This window comes from Amycolatopsis magusensis (assembly GCF_017875555.1).
GTDB lineage: Bacteria > Actinomycetota > Actinomycetes > Mycobacteriales > Pseudonocardiaceae > Amycolatopsis > Amycolatopsis magusensis.
The window spans coordinates 2,381,966-2,402,774 of record NZ_JAGGMS010000001.1 but is presented as its reverse complement, the minus strand read 5'-3'; the positions used below and the strand labels follow the sequence as shown (position 1 = coordinate 2,402,774).

Sequence of the window (20,809 nt, the reverse complement as noted above, 5' to 3'; positions counted from 1 at the left end):
CGGTTCTGACGCACCGCACCGCCCGCCGGTTCCACCCACAGGAAAACCGTCGCCGGATCGAGCCAGCCCATGGGACATCTGCCGAAAGTGTGTAACATTCGGTCGCTCATTCGGCTCAACAGGGGGAAAATCATGCACCGCTACGCGAAGCTTGCCATCGCACCCGCCGCACTGGCACTACTGCTGTCGGCCTGCGGCGGTGAGGATCCCGCATCCCAGCCGAGCGGGAACACCGACGTCAAAGCCGACGTGAAGATCGTCAGCTGCGACGCCAACGCGTGGACGCAAGACGCCGTCATCGAGGTGACGAACAGCGACAGCGGGCCGTGGAAGTACGTGGTCGGCCTGACCATCAAGGACTCGAGCGGCACCAAGAGCGAGGCGCGCTTCGTGAAGAACCGCGTGGAGCCGGGTCAGGTCATCAAGGAGTCCATTCCGGGCGACACCCCGCTCCGGGGAGAGGTCACCTGCGCGGTGAGCGAAGCCAAGCGCATGCCGCCGCAGTGAGCGAATGCTATGCGTGGGGCATTACCGGCGTTCAGGAACCGTGAGCTTGGCTGGCTCCCGGGCCTGAACGTGGAACTCGGCTTCCTGAACGTGGGGTTCAGCTTCCTGAACGTGGGACTCGCCCGGCTCAGGCCGCATCCCGGGCGAGTCCCACACTCAGGCAGCCGAGTCCCACACTCGCGCAGCCGAACCCCACACTCGCCACATCCGCGCCAGCTTGGCTGCGCGAATGCTATGAGTGGGGCATTACTTGCGTTCAACGCAAGTAATGCCCCACTCATAGCATTCGTCAGCCGCTGAGGGCTTGGACTACTCGGGAGGGGCTGGGGCGGCCCAGCTGTTGGGCCATCCATGCGCTGGTGCGCACCAGCGCGTCCAGGTCCACGCCGTGTTCGATGCCGAGGCCGTCGAGCATCCACACCAGGTCCTCGGTGGCCAGGTTGCCGGTGGCCGACTCGGCGTACGGGCAGCCGCCGAGGCCGCCGGCCGAGGAGTCCACTGTGGACACGCCGAGGCGCAGTGCGGCCAGGGTGTTCGACAGCGCCTGGCCGTAGGTGTCGTGGAAGTGCACGGCCAGCCGGTCGGGCGCGCCGAAGCCGGCGACCACCCGCTCCACCTGCCCCGGCGTGGCCACGCCGATGGTGTCGCCGAGCGAGAGCTGGAAGCAGCCCATGTCCAGCAGGCGCCGGCCCGCGGCCACCACCTGCTCGGCGGGCACCGCGCCCTCCCACGGGTCGCCGAAGCACATCGACAGGTAGCCGCGCACTTCGAGCCCTTCGGCCAGCGCGCGGGTGACGACCGGCTCGAACATGCCGAACTGCTCGTCCAGGCTGGAATTGAGGTTCCGCTTGGCGAAGGTCTCGGTGGCGCTGGCGAAGATCGCAATACCGGACACGCCCGCGGCCAACGCACGGTCCAGGCCGCGTGCGTTCGGTACCAGTACCGGGTACGAAACGCCCTCGCGGCGCTGGAGCCCGGCCAGCAACTGCTCGGCGTCGGCCAGCTGCGGCACCCACTTCGGGTGCACGAAACTGGTCGCCTCCAGCACGGACAACCCGGCCGCGGCGAGCCGGTCCAGGAACTCCAGCTTCACTTCGACCGGCACCACGGACTGTTCGTTCTGCAGCCCGTCGCGGGCGCCGACCTCCCAGATCCGCACCCGGTCCGGCAGCCCGGCGGCCGACGGGACCCGCTCGGGCAGCCCGGCCTCACGCGCGCCCAAGTCAGCGCCCCCGACCGCGCTGCGGCGGCTCCGGCGGCGGGGCCTGCTGCACGAAGTCGTCGTACGGGTTGTCGTTGACCTCGCGGTAGATGTGCGTGTGCACCTTCTCGACCTTCGGGATGTCCTCGAAGGTGAGCGGTTCGTCGGAGGCGGATTCGATGATCAGCGTGCCGCAGCCGAAAACGCGGTCGATGAGCCCGTGTTCGAACCGGACGCTGTTGATCCGCGACATCGGGATGTCGATCCCGGTCCGCTTCAGCACGCCTTCGCGGGCGATCAGCCGGTCGGTGGTGACGATGAAGTGCGTGGTGCGCCAGCGGACGAACGGCGCCACGAACAACCACAGGATCAGCAGCAGCCCGACCGCGCCGATGACGATCAGCCAGATCGTGTCCCACGGCGGCGCGACGTCCATCGCCAGCGTGGCCAGCCAGATCCCGGCGCCGAGGGTGACCAGCAGGACCAGGAAGGGCACGATCAGCATCTTGAAATGCGGGTGCTTGTGCACCACGACGCGCTCGCCTTCGCTGAGCAGATCGTCTGGGTAAGCCACGTCGACGCTCCCGTGCTCGAAGCCTTCAGGTGCGCCTACCGTACCCGTCAGTTGGGGCGCAGGTGCACCACGTCACCGGCAAAGATGGTGCGCCGCTCCCCACCGGGGCCCTGCAGCACGAGTTGACCCGAGGGGTCCACGTCCACGGCCTCCCCCGGCACCGCCCCGCCGTCCGGGGTGATGATGTTGACGCCCTGGCCGATGGTGGCGCAGTGGCGCCGGTAGTCGGCCAGCAGCCCGGCCCGCGCGAGGTCGCCGCCCGCCGCGCGCCAGCGGCTCTCGCGCTCGGCGAACGCGGTGAGCAGCAGCCGGGCGATTTCGGTGCGGTCGGTGGTGCGCGCGCCCTGCTCGGCGAGCGAGGTGGCGGGCAGGCCACCCGGGCCCGGCGGCACCTTTTCCTTGAGCGGCAGCACGTTCAGCCCGATGCCGAGCACCACGCCGATCTCCTCCGAGGACAGCGCCTCGGACAGCACCCCGGCGCACTTGGCCCGGTCGGGCCCCGCGAGCACGTCGTTCGGCCACTTCAGCACCGCGTCCACGCCCAACTGCTCCGCCACGTCGACCAGCGCGAGCCCGGCGACCACGGCGAGCGAACCGAGCCCGGCGAAGGTGACCTCGCGCGGGCGCAGCAGCACGCTGAGGTAGATGCCCGCGCCCTTCGGCGACCGCCAGTCGCGGGCCCGCCTGCCGACACCGGCCGTCTGCTCCTCGGCGATCAGCACGGTCCGGTCCTCGGCGTCCTCACCGTCGTCGGCGGTGGCCGCGACGCGCAGGTCCGCGTTGGTGGAGCCGGTGCTGGCCACCACGTCGATGGCCGCGTACGGGCCGGCCGGCTGGAGGAGGGCGGCGCGCAGGGCGGCGGCGTCCACGGGAGCACTGCGGTGATTCACCCCTTCAGGTTAGAAGAGCCCCGAGCATCGGGATATTCGGCTGCCTGGCCGGGGGACGCCCTCTAGCCTGACCGCGTGGCGAATCGACTCCACCGCTTCCTCGCGGGTGCGGGCGGGCGGGCCCTCGTGGCGGTTCCGCTCGTCGGCGCGCTCGCGATCGGCGGGTACATGCTGGCCGAAGGCGACGGTGGCGAGCCGGTCCCGCAGGCGGCTCCGGTGCACCCCGCCGGTGGCGGTGCCGTGCCCGCCGGTCCGTCCACCCTGCGTGAGACCGCGCCGGTGGAGGCGGTGACGCCCGCGGCCGCGCCGAATGAGCTGGACGTCTGGGTTTCGCGGCTGGCCGGGCCACTCGACATCCCGGCGCAAGCGCTTGCGGCCTACGCCTCGGGCGAGCTGAAGCTGCGCGAGGAACGTCCGGGCTGCCACCTCACCTGGGTCACGCTCGCCGGTATGGGCAAGGCGGACAGCGACCACCGCGACAGCTCGGTCGACAGCGCCGTGGCCGCGGGCCGCAAGCTGTGCGGCAAGGGCGTCGACCTGGACACCGGCTGGTGGAAGGCGGTGGGCGCGTACCACGGCGGCGGCGACGCGGAACTGTTCCGCCAGAAGGCGCTCGCCAACGCGCAGCTCTACGCCACGCTGTCGCTCAACCCGGAGCTCGCGACCGCTCCGACCACCCGCGCCACCCGGTTCGCGCTCGACCAGATCGGCCTGCCGTACGTGTGGGGCGGCAACGGCCCGGAAGCCGGTGCCGCCGGGTTCGACTGCTCGGGGCTGACCAAGGCCGCGTACGACAGCGCGGGCCTGAACCTTCCGCGCACGGCCGACAGCCAGTTCCGCGCGCTCGGCGCGTCGGCGAAGGAACCATCTCTCGGTGATCTGGTTTTCTACGGGAATCCGGCTACCCGCATCCACCACGTCGGCATGTACGTTGGCAACGGGTTGATGGTGAACGCGCCCACCGAAGGGCAGGCCATCCAACTGCACAGCTACCGCACCCGCGGTGACGACTACGCCGGAGCCGCTCGCCCGTGACCGATTTCTGCTGGCTGGACCTGAAAACCCGTGATGTGTCCGGGACCGCCGCGTTCTTCTCGGCGGCGCTGGGCTGGCGGTTCGAAGTGGACGAACAGGATTTCCGCCGGGCCACCAAGATCCACGTCGGCGACCGGCAGCTCGGGGGCGTCAGCGATCTGGCGAACCCGGTCTACCCGCCGGGCATCCCGGCGCACATCGCCTTCTACCTCCGCGTGGACGACGTCGACCGCCGCACGGAGATCGCCGTCGAGCACGGCGCGCAGCTGGTGGCCGGGCCGTTCGACGCCGGCGACCAGGGTCGTCTGTCCACTTTGCTCGATCCGGCCGGTGCCGCGGTGTCGTTCTGGGAACCCCGCGGGTTCGCCGGGTGGACCGAGCCACCGGGACGGCTGGTGCTCACCTGCGCCGACCCGATCACCGCCCGCGGCTTCTACGAGCGCACCCTGGGCGCGGCCCCTCCTTCGGCGGTCTTCGTCCAGTCGGACGCGGACCCGCCGGGCTGGGAACTCGCGCTGCCGGTGGACGACCTGACCGCGGTCGCCGAGCACGGTTCCTGGTCCGCCGACGGTTCGGCGCTGCGGTTGCGCAGCCCGGAAGGCGTCGGCTTCCTGCTCACCAGTGCGCGCAATGTGCTCCCCTGACGGCCTCCCAGCGCAGCACTGAAGTATCCACTAGGCGATTCGGGCGCACACTTTCTTCGCAGGCGATGTCGATATCCGGCGGACAGCTTCGTACGTGTTCACGGACGAACCGCCGATCGGAACGGAGAAAGCGATGTCCCACCCACTCGGACCGCTGGCCGACAACTTCACCGCCTACGCCGTCTACGCCACCGCCCAGTCCGAAATGCGCCACGCCTACGCCCTGATCGACGCCGGGCAGTACCTGGCCGCCGCGGCCGAGATCACCTCGGCCGCCAAAGCCGCCGAGGTGCTCGCCAGGCGCACCGAATTGCTCGACCCCGAACGCGGCCGCAGGTGGCGGAAAGTGGCGCTGACCAGGCACCGCTTCGCCGCGCACGCCCGCGCCCGAGCCGCCGAGAGCCACCCGCTGCCCGACGCCGCCTAGACGACCACGCCGTAGTCCCGCAGCTCGACCGCTTCCGACTTCTCCTGCATGCCACCGGTCACCAGCTTCCGCCACGGCCCGGCCAGCATCGCGCGGGTGACCCCGTTGCGCAGCCGGATGCCGAACGCCGACGCAGGCAGGAACGCCCGCGTGCCGCCGGGCAGCGGCTGCTGGTTCTCCCGCACGTAGTCCCCCAGCGCCGCCTCGTACCGGGCGAAGGCGACCCGGTGGTCACCGCGCGCCGCCGCCAGTTCCCCGGCCAGCACGTACGCGCCGACCAGCGCCATGCTGGTGCCCATTCCGACCGAACCGCCGAACGCGGCGTCGCCGAGCAGCACCACGCGCCCCCGTGACCAGCCGTCGACGTGCACCTTCGCCGCCCGGTCGGTGAAGAAGTCCTCCGCCGCCCACATGCCGCGGAGCAGGTGCGGCACCTCCCAGCCGGCGCCGGCGAACGCGTCGGCCACCCGCTGCTTCTGCCCGGTCACGTCCGTGCGCGGCATGGGCGGGGCGGCGAAGTACAGGTAACCGCGAGCCCCGCCCGGCGTCGGGTACAGGCTCGCCATGCGCCCGCCGACCCCGTTCGCGGCGGGCAGGTTGTGCATCAGCTGCCAGTCTTCCAGTGAATCCGGTGCGTTCAGGCCGAAGATCGACAGCTGGTAGCCGAGGTCGGTGACGAACTCGGACTCCGGCCCGAAGGCCAGCGCGCGGACGTTCGAGTGCAGCCCGTCCGCGCCCACCACCAGGTCGAAGGTCCGCCTCCCCGCCCTCTCGAAGGTGACTTCGACGCCGGTCGCGTGCTCGGTCAGGCTGGTGACGGAGTCGCCGTAGAGGTATTCGACCCCGTGCTGCGCGGCGCCGACCAGCAGGCCGACCAGGTCGCCACGCAGGATCTCCAGCTCGGCGATGGCGCCGCCGGAGTCACCGAGCGCGTCGGACGGGAACTCCACCACCCGGCGCCCCGAACTGTCCACATTGGCCATTCCGCGGACGCCGGTGTGCGCGGCCCGCACCTGGTCCAGCAGGCCCATGCGCTCGACCACGGTGCGCGCGGCGCCACGCAGGTCGATCGCCTGGCCGCCGGGGCGGGGCGCGGGCGCGCGCTCGACCACGGTCGGCGAGAAGCCGTGGCGGCGCAGCCAGTGGGCCAGCGCGGGACCGGCGACGCTGGCGCCGGAAATCAGGACGTGCTTCATCTCGTTCTCCCTAGTGCAGTGCGCGTACACTGTACATAGATACCGGTACGGCCTACATATGTCCAGCAATCCGCCGGATCGCCCGGTTGGCGCACTAGTGCGCATAGGTGGTGCACTAGGATGGTCGGCGACCGCGCCGAGGAAGGAGCCCGCCATGAATTCGGCGCCGTACGCCCGGATCGTCGACGAGATCCGGCAGCGCATCGAGTCGGGCACGCTGAAGCCGGGCGACCGGGTGCCGTCGACCCGGCAGATCACCCAGGACTGGGGCGTCGCCATGGCGACCGCCACGAAAGTGCTCACCACGCTGCGGCGCGAGGGTTTGGTGCGCGCGGTGCCCGGGGTGGGCACGGTGGTCCGGACGACGGAAGTGCCCGCGCCGCCGGTGCGCGCGACGCGCCGCCGGATGGCCGAGGCGGAACTGAGCCGCGAGGCCGTGATCCGCAAGGGCATCGAGATCGCCGACGCGGAGGGCCTGCGCGCGCTGTCCATGCGGCGAGTCGCCACCGACCTCGGCGCCGCGACCATGTCGCTCTACCGGTACGTGCCAGGCAAGGACGAACTCGTCCTGCTCATGGCCAACGCCTGCTTCGGCGAAGAGCTTCTGCCCGCAGAAGGTCCCGAGGGCTGGCGGGCGCGGTTCGAGCTGGCCGCACGCACGCAGTGGCGGATCTACCGGCGGCACCCGTGGCTGGCGCAGGTCATCTCGATGACCCGCCCGCAGCCGCTGGAAAACCTGCTCCTGCACGCGGAATGGGCCATGAGCGCCCTACGCGAACTGGACCTGCCGTACACCACGGCGCTCTACTTCCACGTCACCGTCTTCGGCTACGTCCGCGGCGCGGCGGCGAACCTGGAGCCCGAGGTGGAGGCCGAGCGCGAGACCGGCCTGAGCGCGGACGAGTACATGGAGACGCAGAACGCCGAGTTCAACCGGATCGTCGCTTCCGGCGCCATCCCGCACTTCTCCGCGATCTCCGAACTCGTCGACTTCGAACTGGACCTCGACCTGCTCTTCGAACTCGGCCTGCGCTGGACCCTGGACGGCATGGCGGGCTCCCTCGCCCGCCACGACTACCCCACCTGAAGCTTTTGCGGACTAAATCCGCACGCCCGCGATTTGGGTGGCTTGCGCGACGAGGCGGTCCTTGCTGTCGAAGGCGTGCGCGACCTCGTCCATTCGGTTCCCGCCGACGTCACCGGCGGTCATGCGCACGCGGATCGGGCCGGGTGCGGGCAGGCGGCGGACGTAGGCGGAGAACTGCACCGTCGGCGCCCAGCCGGAGAGGCCGAGGTCGTACGAGACCGGCGGCACCGGGTCCAGCGCGACCAGCAGGCTCAGCGGGTCCCAGTCGGCGCCGTCGCCGAGGCGCTGCCAGGACGAGATCACGCCGGCCTTGGCGGGCTTGCCGACCGCGAACCCGACCGTGCGCGGGTCGAGGCGCTGGTCGATCACGTTCATCAGGTCCACCGAGAACGCGGCACCCGGCGCCCGGACGGGCGTGGGCACGCAGTCCTCTTCCGGCGGGATGTCGATCGGCTCGATACCGGACCACCAGGGGTCGGCCTCGTCGAGCAGCCCTTGGGTGAGCAGGGCTTCGACGCATGGCTTGCCGTTCTGCGCCAGGCGGGCACGCACCTGCGTCAGCCCACGACCGGCTCGCAGCACCTCCACCGAGAGCTGCGCGGGTCCGGCGTCCGGCGGTGCGGAGAACGAACCGCTCACGGCGGTCAGGTGCGGGTGCGCCGGAGTCAGCTCGCCCGCCGCCCGGCCGAGCACGGCGAGCAGGTACCCGCCGTGCAGCTTGCCGCCGACCGACCACTGCGGGTCCAGCTCGGCGTCGAACTCGGTTTCGGAGCGCCGGACCAGCGCCGTGGCCTCCTGGAAGTTACCCATGGGTTCACCTTGACACCGTCAACTTGACGCTGTCAACGTGATCCGGTGAGCGGGAAGCGGCAGCGGGCGAACGCGGGTGACGGGGAGAAACTGCGCGAGGAAATCCTCGAAGCCGCTGAAGCCCTGCTGATCGAATCGGGCACCGAAGAGGCGCTGACCCTGCGTGCCGTCGCCCGCCGGGCCGGGGTCACCACGCCCTCGGTGTACCTGCACTTCGCGGACAAGAGCGCGTTGCTCGAAGCCGTCTGCCTGCGGGTCTGGGGCGAACTGGCGGCGCGGATGCTCGACTACGCCGGTGACGTCGACGACCCGCTGCGCCAGCTCGGCCGCTGCGGGCGGGTGTACGCGAACTTCGCGCTCGACCACCCGGTGCAGTACCGCGTGCTGATGATGCGCCCGACCAGCGGACTGTCGCCGGGGGCCGACGCCTGCTTCCGGCACATCGCGAAAGCCGCGGCGGCCTGCGTGGACGCCGGGATCATGCGCGGTGACCCGGAATCGCTGGCGGTCGGGCTGTGGTCCGCGCTGCACGGGTGCGTGACCCTGCTGATCGCGCACCCGGAATTCGCCTGGCCGGACGACCGCGACACGCTCATCGACAACACCATCCGCATGGCCGGGTTCGGCAGCGTGCTCGCGTCACGGATCCCTCGGGAGGCGACCCCGCTCAGCGAGGAGCTGACCGCCGGGCTCGACCAGCTCACCGCGGGGTGGAAAGCACCTAAGCTGAGCCGGTGACCCCACAGGACCGGCTCGCTCCCGCGAAGATGTGGCTGGAACAGGGCCGGTACGACCGCGCACTGGCCGAGCTGGACGGCTTCCGCTGGCGCGAGGAGGTCGACTCCACCTACCTGCGGGCACTCGCCCTCTGGCTGGCCGACCGCGACGCCGAAGCGGTCAAGGCGGCTTCCGCGGGCATAAGACGGTTCGGGCCCCACGCGCCCCTGCTCAGCGTGCTCGGGCAGGCGTACCACTCGCTCGGCAAGCTGGTGAAGGCCGAACGCGCCCTGCTCGAAGCGCTCGCGCTCAGCCCGGACGACACGCACCTGCTCTGCGCCTACGCCCGCGTCTGCATCGACGCCGGTCAGCTGCGGAAAGCCGCCGACCTGCTCGACCGCGCCGTCCCCTCGGCCGAAGTCGTCCAGCGCACCCGTGACCAGCTTCTGCGGGCTCAAGCCGCGGACGACGAGGCGCAGCGGATCGAGCGGCACCCGTTGCTGCGGCCGCTCGCGCCGCTCAACCGGTTCGGGCCGATCAAGACCTGGGTCGGCGTCCTCGTGTTGATCTTCTGCCTGCGGATGTTCGGCCTGACCCCGCTCGCCGCCCTGCTCGGCGTCGCCTGGTTCGCCTACGCGCTCTACTCCTGGTTCGCCCCGGCTCTCGTTCGTCGGCTGGTCCGCCGCAAAATAGGTCACTAGCTGACCTAGTTGCTTCCTACCGTGTGCTCCATGAGCACCGAGATCAAGCCCTTCCGCATCGAAATTCCCCAGGCCGACCTCGATGACCTGCGGGAACGCCTGGCCCACACCCGCTGGCCGAAGCAGTTGCCCGGCGACGGCTGGGACCGCGGCGTGCCGGTCGACTACCTCCGCGAACTGGCCGAATACTGGCGGAACGGGTTCGACTGGCGGGCCCAGGAGGCGAGATTCAACGAGTTCCCGCAGTTCCTGACCGAAATCGACGGCCAGCCGATCCACTTCTTCCACCTCCGGTCGAGCAAGCCCGACGCGCTCCCGCTGCTCCTCACGCACAGCTGGCCGAACTCGATCGCCGAGTTCACCGAGCTGCTGGGCCCGCTTTCGGAGGACTTCCACGTCATCGCGCCTTCGCTGCCCGGCTTCGGCTTCTCACCGCTGGCCGAGCCGGAGTGGAGCCTCGAAAAGGTGGCCGTGACCTGGGCGAAGCTGATGAGCCGCCTCGGGTACGAGCGCTACGGCGTGCACGGCAACGACGCGGGCGCGCTGGTGTCCCCGCAGATCGCGCTCGTCGACGCCGAACACCTGGTGGGCGTGCACATCACCGGCGGCCTCGGCATCACCCTCGAGATGATGGCCGAGTGGGGTGTGGGCGGCAGCGGTTACGCCGAGTACCTCGCCGCGCGACCGCAGACGCTGGCCTACGGCTGGCACGATTCGCCGGTCGCGCAGCTGGCCTTCCTGGTCGAGCGGTTCAAGGAGTTCGACGGCTGGCACCAGGCGGGCAGCACCGAGCCGATCGACCGCGACTTGATCCTGACCAACGCCAGCGTGTACTGGCTGACCGAGACCGGCGCGTCCTCGGCGTGGCCCTATTACACGGGCGGCGCGGGCCTGCCGATCGACCAGGCGCTGGTGCCGACCGGCGTCTCGCACGGCGGCCCGGACGAGGTCCGGAAGCTCGCCGAAGCGAAGAACGACATCGTGCACTGGGCGAGCCGGGACGCCGGGAGCCACATGATCGCCATGGCCAACCCGGAAACGATCCTCGCGGACCTGCGGGAGTTCTTCGGCAAGCTCGACGAACTCCGCCTTGTTGTCGAACCGGCGCCGGTGCCCGGTGGGCGCGAACGGGGTCTCGATCACCGCGTCGTCGGCGAGCAGGCGATTTCTTCATGATCGCGGTGAGCAGGTCGGCTTTCGGGGGAAATGCCGGAACACCGTGCCTCAGCGCACGTGACCGGTGACGCGCTCGGCGACCACCCGCACGATCACCCGTTCGGCGCCCGGCGCGTCCGGTCCGGCGTCGCGGCCGTCGTACTTGTGCGACAACTCGTGGTCGAGCGCGCGTTCCGGGTCCGGCGTGATGCTCGCGCGACCGCGGATCTCGGTGTAGCGCTCGGGGTCCTCCCGGTCCATGATCGTCACGCTGACGCGCGGGTCGCGGCGCATGTTCCGGTCCTTCAACCGGCCGGCGACCGTGGAGAACAGCAGGTCGTCGCCGTCCCGGCCGAGCCACATCGCCGAGGTCTGCGGGCTGCCGTCCGCGTTGATCGTGGCCAGTGCCGCGTAGTTCCGCCCGTCGACCAGCGCCCGCACGGCTTCGCTCAGTTCCACACCCATGCCCCGAACCTAGCGCGGTAGGTGAACCCCCAGACCCCGGTGACATAGGCGACGCCAGCCCCCCGAAAACCGGCTCGCCTCGTTAAGCTCGCCAGCCATGAGCAGTGCGACGGAGCCTGTCGGGACGCCCCCGAGCGAAGAACCGGACATCCACACCACCGCCGGCAAGCTCGGCGACCTGTACCGGCGCTACGACGAAGCGGTGCACGCCGGTTCGGCGCGCGCGGTCGAGCGCCAGCACGCCAAGGGCAAGAAAACCGCCCGCGAGCGGATCGACCTGCTGCTCGACCCCGGCTCGTTCATCGAGCTGGACGAGCTGGCCCGGCACCGCTCGACCAACTTCGGCCAGGACCGCAACCGCCCGTACGGCGACGGCGTGGTGACCGGCTACGGCACCGTCGACGGCCGCCCGGTGTGCGTGTTCAGCCAGGACGTCACCGTGTTCGGCGGTTCGCTCGGCGAGGTCTACGGCGAGAAGATCGTCAAGGTGATGGACCTGGCGATCAAGACCGGCCGCCCGATCATCGGCATCAACGAGGGCGGTGGCGCCCGCATCCAGGAGGGCGTGGTCTCGCTCGGCCTCTACGGCGAGATCTTCACCCGCAACGTCAAGGCTTCCGGCGTGGTCCCGCAGATCTCGCTGATCATGGGCGCGAACGCCGGCGGGCACGTGTACTCGCCCGCGCTGACCGACTTCGTGGTGATGGTCGACCAGACCTCGCAGATGTTCATCACCGGCCCGGACGTGGTGAAGACGGTGACCGGCGAGGAGGTGACGCTGGAGGAACTCGGCGGCGCCCGCACGCACAACACCAAGTCCGGCAACGCGCACTACATGGGTTCCGACGACGAGGACGCCATCGCCTACGTCAAGGAACTGCTGAGCTACCTCCCGGCGAACAACCTGTCCGAGCCGCCGGTGTTCGAGGCGCCGCAGCCGGCGGGCGAGTCGATCCACGACGAGGTCACCGACGCCGACCGCGAGCTGAACGAGCTGATCCCGGACTCGGTGAACCAGCCGTACGACATGCACGAGGTGCTCACCCGCATCGTCGACGACGGTGAGTTCCTCGAGGTGCAGGAGCTGTTCGCGCCGAACATCATCATCGGCTTCGGGCGGGTGTCCGGCCAGAGCGTGGGCATCGTGGCCAACCAGCCGACGCAGTTCGCCGGCTGCCTGGACATCGACGCCTCCGAGAAGGCCGCGCGGTTCGTGCGCACCTGCGACGCGTTCAACATCCCGGTGCTCACCTTCGTCGACGTGCCGGGCTTCCTGCCGGGCACCGACCAGGAGTGGAACGGCATCATCCGCCGCGGCGCGAAGCTGATCTACGCCTACGCCGAGGCGACCGTCCCGCTGATCACGGTGATCACGCGCAAGGCCTACGGCGGCGCGTACGACGTGATGGGCTCCAAGCACCTCGGCGCGGACCTGAACCTGGCGTGGCCGACCGCGCAGATCGCGGTGATGGGCGCGCAGGGCGCGGCGAACATCGTGCACCGGAAGGCGCTGGCCGAAGAGGCCGCGAAGGACGGCGGCGACGTCGACGGCCTGCGCGCGCGGCTGATCCAGGAGTACGAGGACACCCTGTGCAACCCGTACGTGGCCGCCGAGCGCGGGTACGTGGACTCGGTGATCGTGCCCGCGCACACCCGCAGCCACATTTCGCGCGCGCTGCGGCTGCTCAACGACAAGCGCGAGACGCTGCCGCCGAAGAAGCACGGGAACATCCCGCTGTAGAGGGGTAACGCATGTCCGAGAACCGTCCCCTGCTGCGCGTGGTGCGCGGCACCCCGGAAGACGACGAACTGGCCGCGCTGGCCGCCGTCATCGCCGCCGCGGCTTCTGCGGGCGAAAGCAGCCCGGCGCCGGAACCGCGCAGGTCACGCTGGGCGGACCGCGCCGGCGCCCTGAGGCAACCGCTGCAACCGGGCCCAGGCGCCTGGCGGGCCTCCTCACTACCGCGCTGACCGGCTGGCCGATGTCACGAATGTGGCTTTCGAGACGTCCAACGTCCCGAAAGCCACATTCGTGACACCCACCCCCTCGAACCCCACGTTCAGGTAGCCCAACCCCACACTCGTGCAGCCGAATCCCACACTCGGGCAGCCGAATTCCACATTCGGGGCCTAGGCCGCCAAGGTGGGAAGCCACCCATGCCGTGAATGTGGCTTTCACGGCGGAATATGCCGTGAAAGCCACATTCACGGCACCCCCACGGGCGACGGGCAATGCTATGAGTGGGGCATTACTTGCATCCATTGCAAGTAATGCCCCACTCATAGCATTCACCCCGTCCGGAATGTCGTGTTCGACAGGTGAGCGTTCTTCCTCGTATAGTCCGCACGGAATAACCGGAGCGGACTAGGGAGCAAGAGGCGGATGAGGCTCACCCCTCTCGCGGTAGCGGTGTTGTCCCTGTTGCACGAGCAGCCGATGCACCCCTACGAGATGGCCCAGCTCATGCGCGAACGCCGCACCGATCACCACGTGAAGGTGAAGGCCGGGTCGCTCTACCACACCGTCGATCGCCTGGCGGAGAACCGGTTCATCGAGGTCGTCGGCACGCAGCGCGACGGCAAGCGGCCCGAGCGCACCGTCTACGCGATCACCCAGGCGGGCCGCGACGCGGTGCTCGAGCGGGCCCGCGTCATGCTCAGCACCCCGGCCGAGGAGTACCCCGAGTTCGGCAACGGCCTCGCCCTCATCGACGAGCTCGGCCGCGAAGAGGCCATCGCCGAACTGGAGCGCCGCGAGTCGCGCCTGGCCACCGGCGTCGCCGAGGACGAGAAGATCCTCACCAAGCTCCGCGACCGGCAGCTCCCCACCGTGCACACGCTCCACTGGCGTTATTCGACCGCCCGCCGCGCCTTCGACCTGCAGTTCACGCGCGAGCTGATCGACGACCTCAAGCACGATCGCATCACCTGGCCCCCACCCACCGAGGACGGTTCCGATGACCAGACCGGCTAATCCCTGGGCCGCGCTGGTCGCGCTGTGCCTCGGCTTCTTCATGATCCTGCTCGACACCACGATCGTGTCGATCGCCATCCCGTCGATGATCACCGGCCTGCGCGCCGACCTGAACTCGGTGGTCTGGGTGACCAGCGTCTACCTGCTCACCTACGCGGTGCCGATGCTGCTCTCGGGCAGGCTCGGCGACCGGTTCGGCCCCAAACGGGTGTACTTGACCGGGCTCGTGCTGTTCACCGCCGCCTCGGTGTGGTGCGGGCTGAGCGGGACCATCACCGTGCTGATCGTGGCGCGGGCGCTGCAGGGCGTCGGCGCGGCGCTGATGACCCCGCAGACGCTGGCCTTCATCACCCACCTGTTCCCGCCGGCCCGCCGCGGCGCGGCGATGGGCTTCTGGGGCGCGGTCGCCGGGATCGCCACGATCTCCGGGCCGCTGCTCGGCGGGGTGCTGGTGGACCACCTCGGCTGGGAGTGGATCTTCTTCGTCAACCTGCCCGTCGGCGCGATCGCGCTGGTGGCCGCGCTGGTGCTGGTGCCGGACTGGCAGCCGCGGCATTCGCACTCCTTCGACCTGCCCGGCATCCTGCTCTCCGCGGCCGGGCTGACGCTGGTGGTCTTCGGGCTGCAGAACGGCGAGCACTACGACTGGGGCCGCGTCTTCGGCCCGATCACCGTCTTCGAGATCATCGGCGCCGGCGTGCTCTGCCTGATCGCGTTCGTGGTCTGGCAGCGGCGCAACCGCAGGGAACCGCTGATGCCGCTGAGGTTGTTCCGGAACCGGGACTTCTCCGCGGGCACCTTCGTCTCGATCACCGTCGGCTTCGCGATGACCTCGATCTTCATCCCGCTGGTCATCTACCTCCAGGGCGGGCTCGGGCTCACCCCCACCGAAGCCGCGCTGGTGACCATCCCGATGTGCCTGACGCAGGGCATCGTGGCGCCGCTGGCCGGGAAGCTGTCGGACCGGTTCGACGCGCGGTACGTGCTGGCCGCCGGGCTGGCCGCGCTGGCGGGCGGGCTGGTCCTGCTGTCCACGCAGGTGGACGCGGGCGCCAGTCCGTGGGCGCTGATGCCCGCGTTGTTCCTGTGCGGCCTGGGCATCGGCTCACTGTTCCCGCCGATGAGCACGCTGACCATGGGGTCCGTCGAGCGCGAGCTGACCGGTTCGGCGTCAGGCGTCTACAACACCGCGCGGCAGGTCGGCGGGGTGCTGGGCAGCGCCGGGGTGGGTCTGCTGCTGCAGATCCGGATCACCTCGGTGATCACCGAATCGGCGACCGCGGCGGCCCAGCAGCTGCCCGAAGCGGATCGGGCCCCGTTCATCCGATCGCTCACCGACGCCGCGGGCAGCGGCAGCGAGTTCGGCCCGCCACCGGCGGCCACCGGCCGGTTCGGCGAGCTGAGCGCCGAGATCGTCCACAACGGACTGGTCGCCGCCGCCAAGAGCGCGCTGCTCCTGCCCGCGGTGATCCTGCTCTTCGGCGTCGCCGCCACGTTCGCCATGCGCCCGGCCCGCCGGAAGGTCGTGGGTGCGAAGGGCCGCTAGGCCCCCTCGCACCCACGACCTCGGTGAGGCTACTTCTTCTTGTAGGTCAGGCCGTAGCCGTACGGGAACAGGGCCTTCTTGCCGTCGCCGACGTTGATCGGCAGCTGGCTGAAGTCCTGCGCCCAGCTGAAGGTCAGCTTTCCGCTCGGCTTGTGCTCACCGAAGAGCACGTCGGCCACGCCGGCGCCTTCGGTGCCGGGCAGCCAGGCCGCCAGCAGCGCGTTCCAGCCCGGCAGCTCCGAGGTGATGTCCAGCGGGCGGCCGGACACGGTCACCACGACCACCGGCACGCCGGTCGCCTTGAGCTTGGCAATGGTCGCCAGGTCCTCGGCGTCCAGCTTCAGGCCGTCGGGCCGGTCGCCCACGCCCTCGGCGTACGGCGTCTCACCGACCACGGCGACCGCGACGTCGTAGCTCTTGTCGGCCCCGTCGCCCTCGCGGTCGTAGGTCACCTTGGTGTTCGCGCCGCCGACCTGCTGGATGCCCTGCAGGATCGTGGTGCCCGTGGTGATCGGGCCGCTGCTGCCCTGCCAGGTGATGGTCCAGCCACCGGACTGGTTGCCGATGTCGTCGGCGTTCTTGCCGGCGACGAAGACCTTGCTGCCCTTCTTGATCGGCAGCGCGCCCTCGTTCTTCAGCAGCACCTGCGACTTCTTGACCGCCTCACGCGCCACCGCGCGGTGCTCGGCGCCCCCGAAGTCCTTCTGCAGCGACCGGTCCGCGAACGGCTTCTCGAACAGCCCCGACTCGAACTTCTTGGTCAGGATGCGGCGGTTCGCGTCGTCGATGCGGGACCCGGCCACCCGGCCTTCGTCGACCTCGGTGCGCAGCAGCGAGATGAACTTCGGCGCGTCGTAGGGCTCCATGAACAGGTCGATGCCCGCGTTGACCGACTCCCGCACCTCGTCCGCGGTGAGGTCGTCGTTGTTGCCGTTGAGCTGGTGGACGCCGTTCCAGTCGGACACGACCAGGCCGGAGAACCGCAGTTCCTTCTTCAGCACGTCGGTGATCAGGTACTTGTGCCCGTGGGCCTTCTGGCCGTTCCACGAGGAGAAGCTGATCATCACCGAGCCGGCGCCGCGCTGGATCGCCTCCTTGAACGGCGGCAGGTGGATCTTGCGCAACTCGGCTTCGCTGATCTCGGCGTTGCCCTGGTCGTCTCCGGCGGTGGTGCCGCCGTCGCCGACGTAGTGCTTGGCCGTGGCCAGCACCGAGCCCTTCGACTTCAGCGACCGGCCCTGCAGGCCGTTGACGACGGTCGCGTTGTCGATAGCGTCCTTCGGGGTCTCGCCGAACGACTCGTACGCGCGGCCCCAGCGGTCATCACGCGAGACGCACAGGCAGGGGGCGAAGTTCCAGGTCGGACCGGTCGCGCGCACCTCGGACGCGGTGACCTTGCCGATCTTCTCGACCAGCTTCGGGTCGTGGGCGGCACCGAGGCCGACGTTGTGCGGGAAGATCGTCGCGCCGTGGACATTGTTGTGCCCGTGGACCGCGTCAACGCCGTAGAGGGTCGGAATGCCGAGCGGGGTGGCCAGCGCGGCCTTCTGGTACGAGTCGTACATGTCGGCCCAGGCGGCCGGGGTGTTCGGCGTCGGCACCGAGCCGCCGCCGGACAGGATCGAGCCCAGCCGCAGGTCGGCGGCCTGCTGCGGGGTGGCCGCCTGCCGCTCGGCCTGGACCATCTGGCCGATCTTGTCGTCCAGCGTCATGCGGTTCATCAGGTCGTGCACCCGCAACTGCGTCGGCAGGTACGGGTTCTTGTACAGCGGCCAGAACGAGTCGGGTGCGGCGGACGCGGTGGCCGGGGTCAGCACGGCGCCGGTCAGCAGCAGGCCGCTGACCAGTACACCCGCCAGTCGAGAGGGTCTACCGGCGCGGGGACGAAGGGACATCGGTGTCCTCCGGGAGCAGTTTCGGGCATATGTTGCGCGCGACAACAAAGTAGACCGTGACCTGGCGCACAGGCGTCACAATTCGATAACGGCAGCAGGTCGGTTAACCTTTCGCCTCGTGCGCTTCGTTCTCGCTTCCGCTTCCCCAGCCCGTCTCGCGGTACTCCGGGCCGCCGGTATCGACGCCGGCGTCGTCGTCTCCGGCGTCGACGAGGACGCCGTCGCCGCGTCGCTGACGGACCCCTCTCCCAGCGAACTCGTGGTGGCCCTCGCCAAGGCGAAGGCGTCGGTGGTCGCCGAGGAGATCGCCACCACGCACGCCGACGCGGTGGTGGTCGGCTGCGACTCGATGCTGTCCATCGGTGGGGAGATGGTCGGCAAGCCGGGCAAGCCGGAGGTCGCCAGGAAGCGCTGGGCGGTGATGGCGGGCGGCTCCGGCGAGCTGTTCACCGGGCACGCGGTGATCCGCTTGCGCAACGGCGAGCGCGTCGGTGAGGCGGCTGCTTCCCGCTCCACCACGGTTCGCTTCGCCAGCCCGTCCGAAGAGGAACTGGAGCGCTACATCGCCACGGGCGAACCGCTTTCCGTGGCCGGAGCGTTCACTTTGGACGGTCTGGGCGGCTGGTTCGTCGAGGCCGTGGAGGGCGACCCGTCGAGCGTGATCGGCATCAGCCTCCCGCTCACCAGAAACCTGCTGGCCGAGGTCGGCGTGCGGGTCACCGACCTCTGGCGCGAGTAGTTCCCAGATCCTGAGAGCCGCCCCACACGAACGGGCGTTGCGGAAGAGTCCTGGACCGCGGAGCGTTGTCACGCTCGGCAGTTCACGAAACTTTCACGCACCGGAGCGAGCCCGTGTCTTTCATACGGACCTACAACAAGCCGTCGGTGTTCGCCGGAGCAGTGCTCGGCGGACTCGTCCTCGGCGTTCTGCTCGGCGTGCTGGCCAGGACCACCGAAGCCCAGTGGCTGACCGACACCCTCGACCAGATCGGCAGCGTTTTCACCACCCTGCTGCAGATCGCGGTGATCCCGCTGGTGTTCACCGCCATCGTGGTGGGCATCAGCAGCCTGCGGAACCTCGGCGGCGGCAAGACCGCGGCCCGGCTCGGCGGCAAGACGGTGCTCTGGTTCGCCATCACCTCGTTCATCGCGGTGCTGATCGGCATCGCGGTCGGCAAGATCGTCAACCCCGGCAGCGGCGGGTTCGCCGCGGAGGCCACCGCGAAGAACACCGAGCGCGCGGCCAACGCGACCGGCGGCTCGTGGACCGCGTTCATCGAGGGCCTGCTGCCGCAGAACTTCTTCTCGGCCTTCGCCGAGGGCGAGACGCTGCAGGTGCTGTTCCTGGCCATCGTGTTCGGTGCCGCCGCGTACAGCCTCGGTGACCGCGCCAAGCCGTTCGTGGACCTGACCACGAGCGTGTTCGAGATCGTGCAGCGCTACCTCGGCTGGATCGTCCGGCTCGCCCCGCTCGGTGTGCTCGGCCTGATCGGCGCGGCCGTGGCCAACTACGGCGACGCGCTGCTCGGCCCGCTCGCCTGGCTGACCGGCGCGGTGTGGATCGGCGCCGGCCTGGTGCTCTTCGTGGTCTACCCGATCCTGCTGCACTTCGTGGCGAAGGTCTCGCCGGCCAAGTTCTTCGGCAAGGCGTGGACGGCCATCCAGTTCGCCTTCGTCTCGCAGTCCTCGGCCGCGACCCTGCCGCTGACCCGCCAGTCCGCGGTGAACCTCGGCGTCAACCCCGGGTACGCCAGCTTCGCCACCCCGCTGGCCAGTGCGACCAAAATGGACGGCTGCGCGGCGGTGTTCCCGGCCATCGGCGCGATCTTCATCGCGAACATCTCCGGGGTCCAGCTGAGCGTGTGGCAGTACGTCGGGATCGTGTTCGTGGCGATCTTCGGCGCCCTGGCCACCGCGGGCACCACCGGCTGGCTGACCGCGCTGACCCTGACCACCGGCCTGATCGGGCTGGCCCCGCAGCAGGTGGCACTGGGCCTCGCGCTGATCTACTCGGTGAACCCGATCATGGACATGGCGCGCACGGCGACCAACGTGGCCGGGCAGATCGTGGTGCCGACCATCGTCGCCCGCGGCGAAGGCCTGCTCGACGACGAGGTGCTCAACACCCCGAGCACGCCGCCGCTGCTCACCGACACCGGCGACTCACCCACCCGCCGGCACACCCCGGAACCCGCGCCCGCCTGACCGGCGGTCACGAGACCGGGCAGGGACGCAGGTCGGCGGGGCCGAGCCGGACGTCCGGCCAGCCCCGCAGCTGGGACGGCGCCGAGTACCGCTTGGTGCAGCCCGCCTGCTTCCCGCTCAGTTCGAACACCTCGGCCAGCACCGGCCCGCGCGTGCACCCCGGCGCGGCCGGTGCGGCCGAGGCGCATTCGTGCCGCACCACCACGACCTCCGGCGCCGGGTCGCCGACCACCTGCGCCAGCAGCACGCGGCCCGCGTCGGAGAAGTACAGCCGGTCCGACTGACGCCAGGTGTCCCCCGGCGCGACCAGCAACTCGGCCAGCACCCCGCCCTGGTAGTCCCCCTGGACCAGGCAGGCGGCCAGTTCGGCGTCCACGCACTGCAGCGAGTCCTGCCCGACCGCCACCTCCATCGGCGCCAACGCGCTCTCCAGCACGAAGTCCGAGCCCAGCCCGCCGAACCGCACGTGGGCGGCCCCGCCTTCGGGGTCGGCGAGCAGTTCGGCCGTGGTGCCCTTGACCGGCTGGCGGACGAGCACCTGGCAGGCCTGCGGCCCGCATTCCGAGGCCACCCCCGCCGTGGACGACTCCCCACCGGCACCCGGCGCGGCCACGTCCGGCGCGTCCGGGCGCAGCAACACCGCCGTCACCAGGGCAGCCGCGGTGACCAGGACCGCGAGCACCGCCGTGACCACGATCGACGCTGCCGGTTTCGGACCAGACACGACCCCTCCTCTCCCCACCTTCCGCAGACTAGGACAACCCGCTCTCGACGGCTGGG

General features: G+C 70.2%; 22 protein-coding genes. 14 read left to right on the top strand and 8 right to left on the bottom strand.

Annotated features, from left to right (window positions below):
- The first annotated feature begins 132 nt into the window (after positions 1-132).
- A complete protein-coding gene (locus JOM49_RS11180) occupies positions 133-507 on the top strand; it encodes a hypothetical protein (RefSeq protein WP_209664229.1) in 375 nt (124 codons plus the stop codon).
- A gap of 289 nt (positions 508-796) precedes the next feature.
- Here the strand turns inward: JOM49_RS11180 and JOM49_RS11175 are convergent, their stop codons facing one another.
- From JOM49_RS11175 to JOM49_RS11165, 3 genes are read right to left on the bottom strand one after another with little or no spacing between them, the layout of a single operon-like run.
- Positions 797-1,729, bottom strand: coding sequence for a hydroxymethylglutaryl-CoA lyase (locus JOM49_RS11175; protein WP_209664228.1), 933 nt, complete (start codon positions 1,727-1,729; stop codon positions 797-799).
- Between the two features lies 1 nt (position 1,730).
- A complete protein-coding gene (locus tag JOM49_RS11170) occupies positions 1,731-2,282 on the bottom strand; it encodes a PH domain-containing protein (protein WP_209664227.1) in 552 nt (183 codons plus the stop codon).
- 47 nt (positions 2,283-2,329) lie between these two features.
- Positions 2,330-3,172, bottom strand: a complete 843-nt coding sequence (locus tag JOM49_RS11165; RefSeq protein ID WP_282772184.1) for a biotin--[acetyl-CoA-carboxylase] ligase — start codon at positions 3,170-3,172, stop codon at positions 2,330-2,332.
- A 75-nt stretch (positions 3,173-3,247) separates the two neighbouring features.
- Between JOM49_RS11165 and JOM49_RS11160 the strand changes: the two genes are divergently transcribed.
- From JOM49_RS11160 to JOM49_RS11150, 3 genes are all read left to right on the top strand, one after another.
- Complete coding sequence (locus JOM49_RS11160) at positions 3,248-4,207, top strand: C40 family peptidase (protein ID WP_282772183.1); 960 nt, start codon at positions 3,248-3,250, stop codon at positions 4,205-4,207.
- Entirely contained in the window at positions 4,204-4,851 is a 648-nt protein-coding gene (locus JOM49_RS11155; RefSeq protein ID WP_209664226.1) for a VOC family protein, read from the top strand. The genes JOM49_RS11160 and JOM49_RS11155 overlap by 4 nt, the downstream gene beginning before the upstream one ends.
- 133 nt (positions 4,852-4,984) lie before the next feature.
- Positions 4,985-5,278 (top strand): hypothetical protein, encoded by a 294-nt coding sequence (locus JOM49_RS11150; RefSeq protein WP_209664225.1) that lies wholly within the window; start codon positions 4,985-4,987, stop codon positions 5,276-5,278.
- Here the strand turns inward: JOM49_RS11150 and JOM49_RS11145 are convergent.
- Positions 5,275-6,474 carry an FAD-dependent monooxygenase gene (locus tag JOM49_RS11145; protein WP_209664224.1) on the bottom strand — a complete coding sequence of 400 codons (1,200 nt, stop codon included), beginning with the start codon at positions 6,472-6,474 and terminating at the stop codon, positions 5,275-5,277. The two genes, JOM49_RS11150 and JOM49_RS11145, sit on opposite strands and share 4 nt — an antisense overlap.
- Before the next feature lie 154 nt (positions 6,475-6,628).
- On the opposite strand from JOM49_RS11145, the gene JOM49_RS11140 reads away from it, so the two are divergent.
- A complete protein-coding gene (locus JOM49_RS11140; protein ID WP_209664223.1) occupies positions 6,629-7,561 on the top strand; it encodes a TetR/AcrR family transcriptional regulator C-terminal domain-containing protein in 933 nt (310 codons plus the stop codon).
- A 12-nt stretch (positions 7,562-7,573) separates the two neighbouring features.
- Here the strand turns inward: JOM49_RS11140 and JOM49_RS11135 are convergent, their stop codons facing one another.
- Positions 7,574-8,371, bottom strand: coding sequence for a thioesterase family protein (locus tag JOM49_RS11135; protein WP_209664222.1), 798 nt, complete (start codon positions 8,369-8,371; stop codon positions 7,574-7,576).
- Between the two features lie 45 nt (positions 8,372-8,416).
- On the opposite strand from JOM49_RS11135, the gene JOM49_RS11130 reads away from it, so the two are divergent.
- From JOM49_RS11130 to JOM49_RS11120, 3 genes are read left to right on the top strand one after another with little or no spacing between them, the layout of a single operon-like run.
- The gene (locus tag JOM49_RS11130; protein ID WP_209664221.1) at positions 8,417-9,109 is read left to right on the top strand and encodes a TetR/AcrR family transcriptional regulator; all 693 of its coding nucleotides are present in this window, start codon (positions 8,417-8,419) and stop codon (positions 9,107-9,109) included.
- Complete coding sequence (locus JOM49_RS11125) at positions 9,106-9,789, top strand: tetratricopeptide repeat protein (protein ID WP_209664220.1); 684 nt, start codon at positions 9,106-9,108, stop codon at positions 9,787-9,789. Before JOM49_RS11130 ends, JOM49_RS11125 begins: the two co-directional genes overlap by 4 nt.
- A gap of 30 nt (positions 9,790-9,819) precedes the next feature.
- Positions 9,820-10,965, top strand: a complete 1,146-nt coding sequence (locus tag JOM49_RS11120) for an epoxide hydrolase family protein (protein WP_209664219.1) — start codon at positions 9,820-9,822, stop codon at positions 10,963-10,965.
- A gap of 48 nt (positions 10,966-11,013) precedes the next feature.
- Here the strand turns inward: JOM49_RS11120 and JOM49_RS11115 are convergent, their stop codons facing one another.
- Positions 11,014-11,409 (bottom strand): PPOX class F420-dependent oxidoreductase, encoded by a 396-nt coding sequence (locus JOM49_RS11115; RefSeq protein WP_209664218.1) that lies wholly within the window; start codon positions 11,407-11,409, stop codon positions 11,014-11,016.
- 97 nt (positions 11,410-11,506) lie between these two features.
- On the opposite strand from JOM49_RS11115, the gene JOM49_RS11110 reads away from it, so the two are divergent.
- The 4 genes from JOM49_RS11110 (at position 11,507) to JOM49_RS11095 (ending at position 15,929) form a co-directional block, all read left to right on the top strand.
- Positions 11,507-13,150, top strand: coding sequence for an acyl-CoA carboxylase subunit beta (locus tag JOM49_RS11110; RefSeq protein WP_209664217.1), 1,644 nt, complete (start codon positions 11,507-11,509; stop codon positions 13,148-13,150).
- Positions 13,151-13,161: 11 nt separating this feature from the next.
- A complete protein-coding gene (locus JOM49_RS11105; protein ID WP_209664216.1) occupies positions 13,162-13,380 on the top strand; it encodes an acyl-CoA carboxylase subunit epsilon in 219 nt (72 codons plus the stop codon).
- Positions 13,381-13,792: 412 nt separating this feature from the next.
- On the top strand, positions 13,793-14,383 hold the full coding sequence (locus JOM49_RS11100; protein WP_209664215.1) for a PadR family transcriptional regulator: 591 nt from the start codon (positions 13,793-13,795) through the stop codon (positions 14,381-14,383).
- Entirely contained in the window at positions 14,367-15,929 is a 1,563-nt protein-coding gene (locus JOM49_RS11095) for a DHA2 family efflux MFS transporter permease subunit (protein WP_209664214.1), read from the top strand. Before JOM49_RS11100 ends, JOM49_RS11095 begins: the two co-directional genes overlap by 17 nt.
- 29 nt (positions 15,930-15,958) lie before the next feature.
- Here the strand turns inward: JOM49_RS11095 and JOM49_RS11090 are convergent, their stop codons facing one another.
- Positions 15,959-17,824: a glycoside hydrolase family 3 protein gene (locus JOM49_RS11090; RefSeq protein ID WP_209664213.1), complete on the bottom strand. Its 1,866-nt coding sequence runs from the start codon at positions 17,822-17,824 to the stop codon at positions 15,959-15,961.
- 118 nt (positions 17,825-17,942) lie between these two features.
- Between JOM49_RS11090 and JOM49_RS11085 the strand changes: the two genes are divergently transcribed.
- Both JOM49_RS11085 and JOM49_RS11080 read left to right on the top strand, forming a co-directional pair.
- Positions 17,943-18,563, top strand: coding sequence for a Maf family protein (locus tag JOM49_RS11085; RefSeq protein ID WP_209664212.1), 621 nt, complete (start codon positions 17,943-17,945; stop codon positions 18,561-18,563).
- A 113-nt stretch (positions 18,564-18,676) separates the two neighbouring features.
- On the top strand, positions 18,677-20,029 hold the full coding sequence (locus tag JOM49_RS11080) for a dicarboxylate/amino acid:cation symporter (RefSeq protein ID WP_209664211.1): 1,353 nt from the start codon (positions 18,677-18,679) through the stop codon (positions 20,027-20,029).
- A 7-nt stretch (positions 20,030-20,036) separates the two neighbouring features.
- Here JOM49_RS11080 and JOM49_RS43655 read toward each other — a convergent pair whose 3' ends face one another.
- Complete coding sequence (locus JOM49_RS43655) at positions 20,037-20,753, bottom strand: hypothetical protein (protein WP_209664210.1); 717 nt, start codon at positions 20,751-20,753, stop codon at positions 20,037-20,039.
- Between the last annotated feature and the right edge of the window lie 56 nt (positions 20,754-20,809).

Coding starts and splice junctions, on each gene's coding strand:
- JOM49_RS11100 (WP_209664215.1), top strand. CDS start 13,793: ATGAGGCTCACCCCTCTCGCGGTAGCGGTGTTGTCCCTGTTGCACGAG.
- JOM49_RS11105 (WP_209664216.1), top strand. CDS start 13,162: ATGTCCGAGAACCGTCCCCTGCTGCGCGTGGTGCGCGGCACCCCGGAA.
- JOM49_RS11150 (WP_209664225.1), top strand. CDS start 4,985: ATGTCCCACCCACTCGGACCGCTGGCCGACAACTTCACCGCCTACGCC.
- JOM49_RS11115 (WP_209664218.1), bottom strand. CDS start 11,409: ATGGGTGTGGAACTGAGCGAAGCCGTGCGGGCGCTGGTCGACGGGCGG.
- JOM49_RS11145 (WP_209664224.1), bottom strand. CDS start 6,474: ATGAAGCACGTCCTGATTTCCGGCGCCAGCGTCGCCGGTCCCGCGCTG.
- JOM49_RS11140 (WP_209664223.1), top strand. CDS start 6,629: ATGAATTCGGCGCCGTACGCCCGGATCGTCGACGAGATCCGGCAGCGC.
- JOM49_RS11180 (WP_209664229.1), top strand. CDS start 133: ATGCACCGCTACGCGAAGCTTGCCATCGCACCCGCCGCACTGGCACTA.
- JOM49_RS11120 (WP_209664219.1), top strand. CDS start 9,820: ATGAGCACCGAGATCAAGCCCTTCCGCATCGAAATTCCCCAGGCCGAC.
- JOM49_RS11135 (WP_209664222.1), bottom strand. CDS start 8,371: ATGGGTAACTTCCAGGAGGCCACGGCGCTGGTCCGGCGCTCCGAAACC.
- JOM49_RS11095 (WP_209664214.1), top strand. CDS start 14,367: ATGACCAGACCGGCTAATCCCTGGGCCGCGCTGGTCGCGCTGTGCCTC.
- JOM49_RS11090 (WP_209664213.1), bottom strand. CDS start 17,824: ATGTCCCTTCGTCCCCGCGCCGGTAGACCCTCTCGACTGGCGGGTGTA.
- JOM49_RS11110 (WP_209664217.1), top strand. CDS start 11,507: ATGAGCAGTGCGACGGAGCCTGTCGGGACGCCCCCGAGCGAAGAACCG.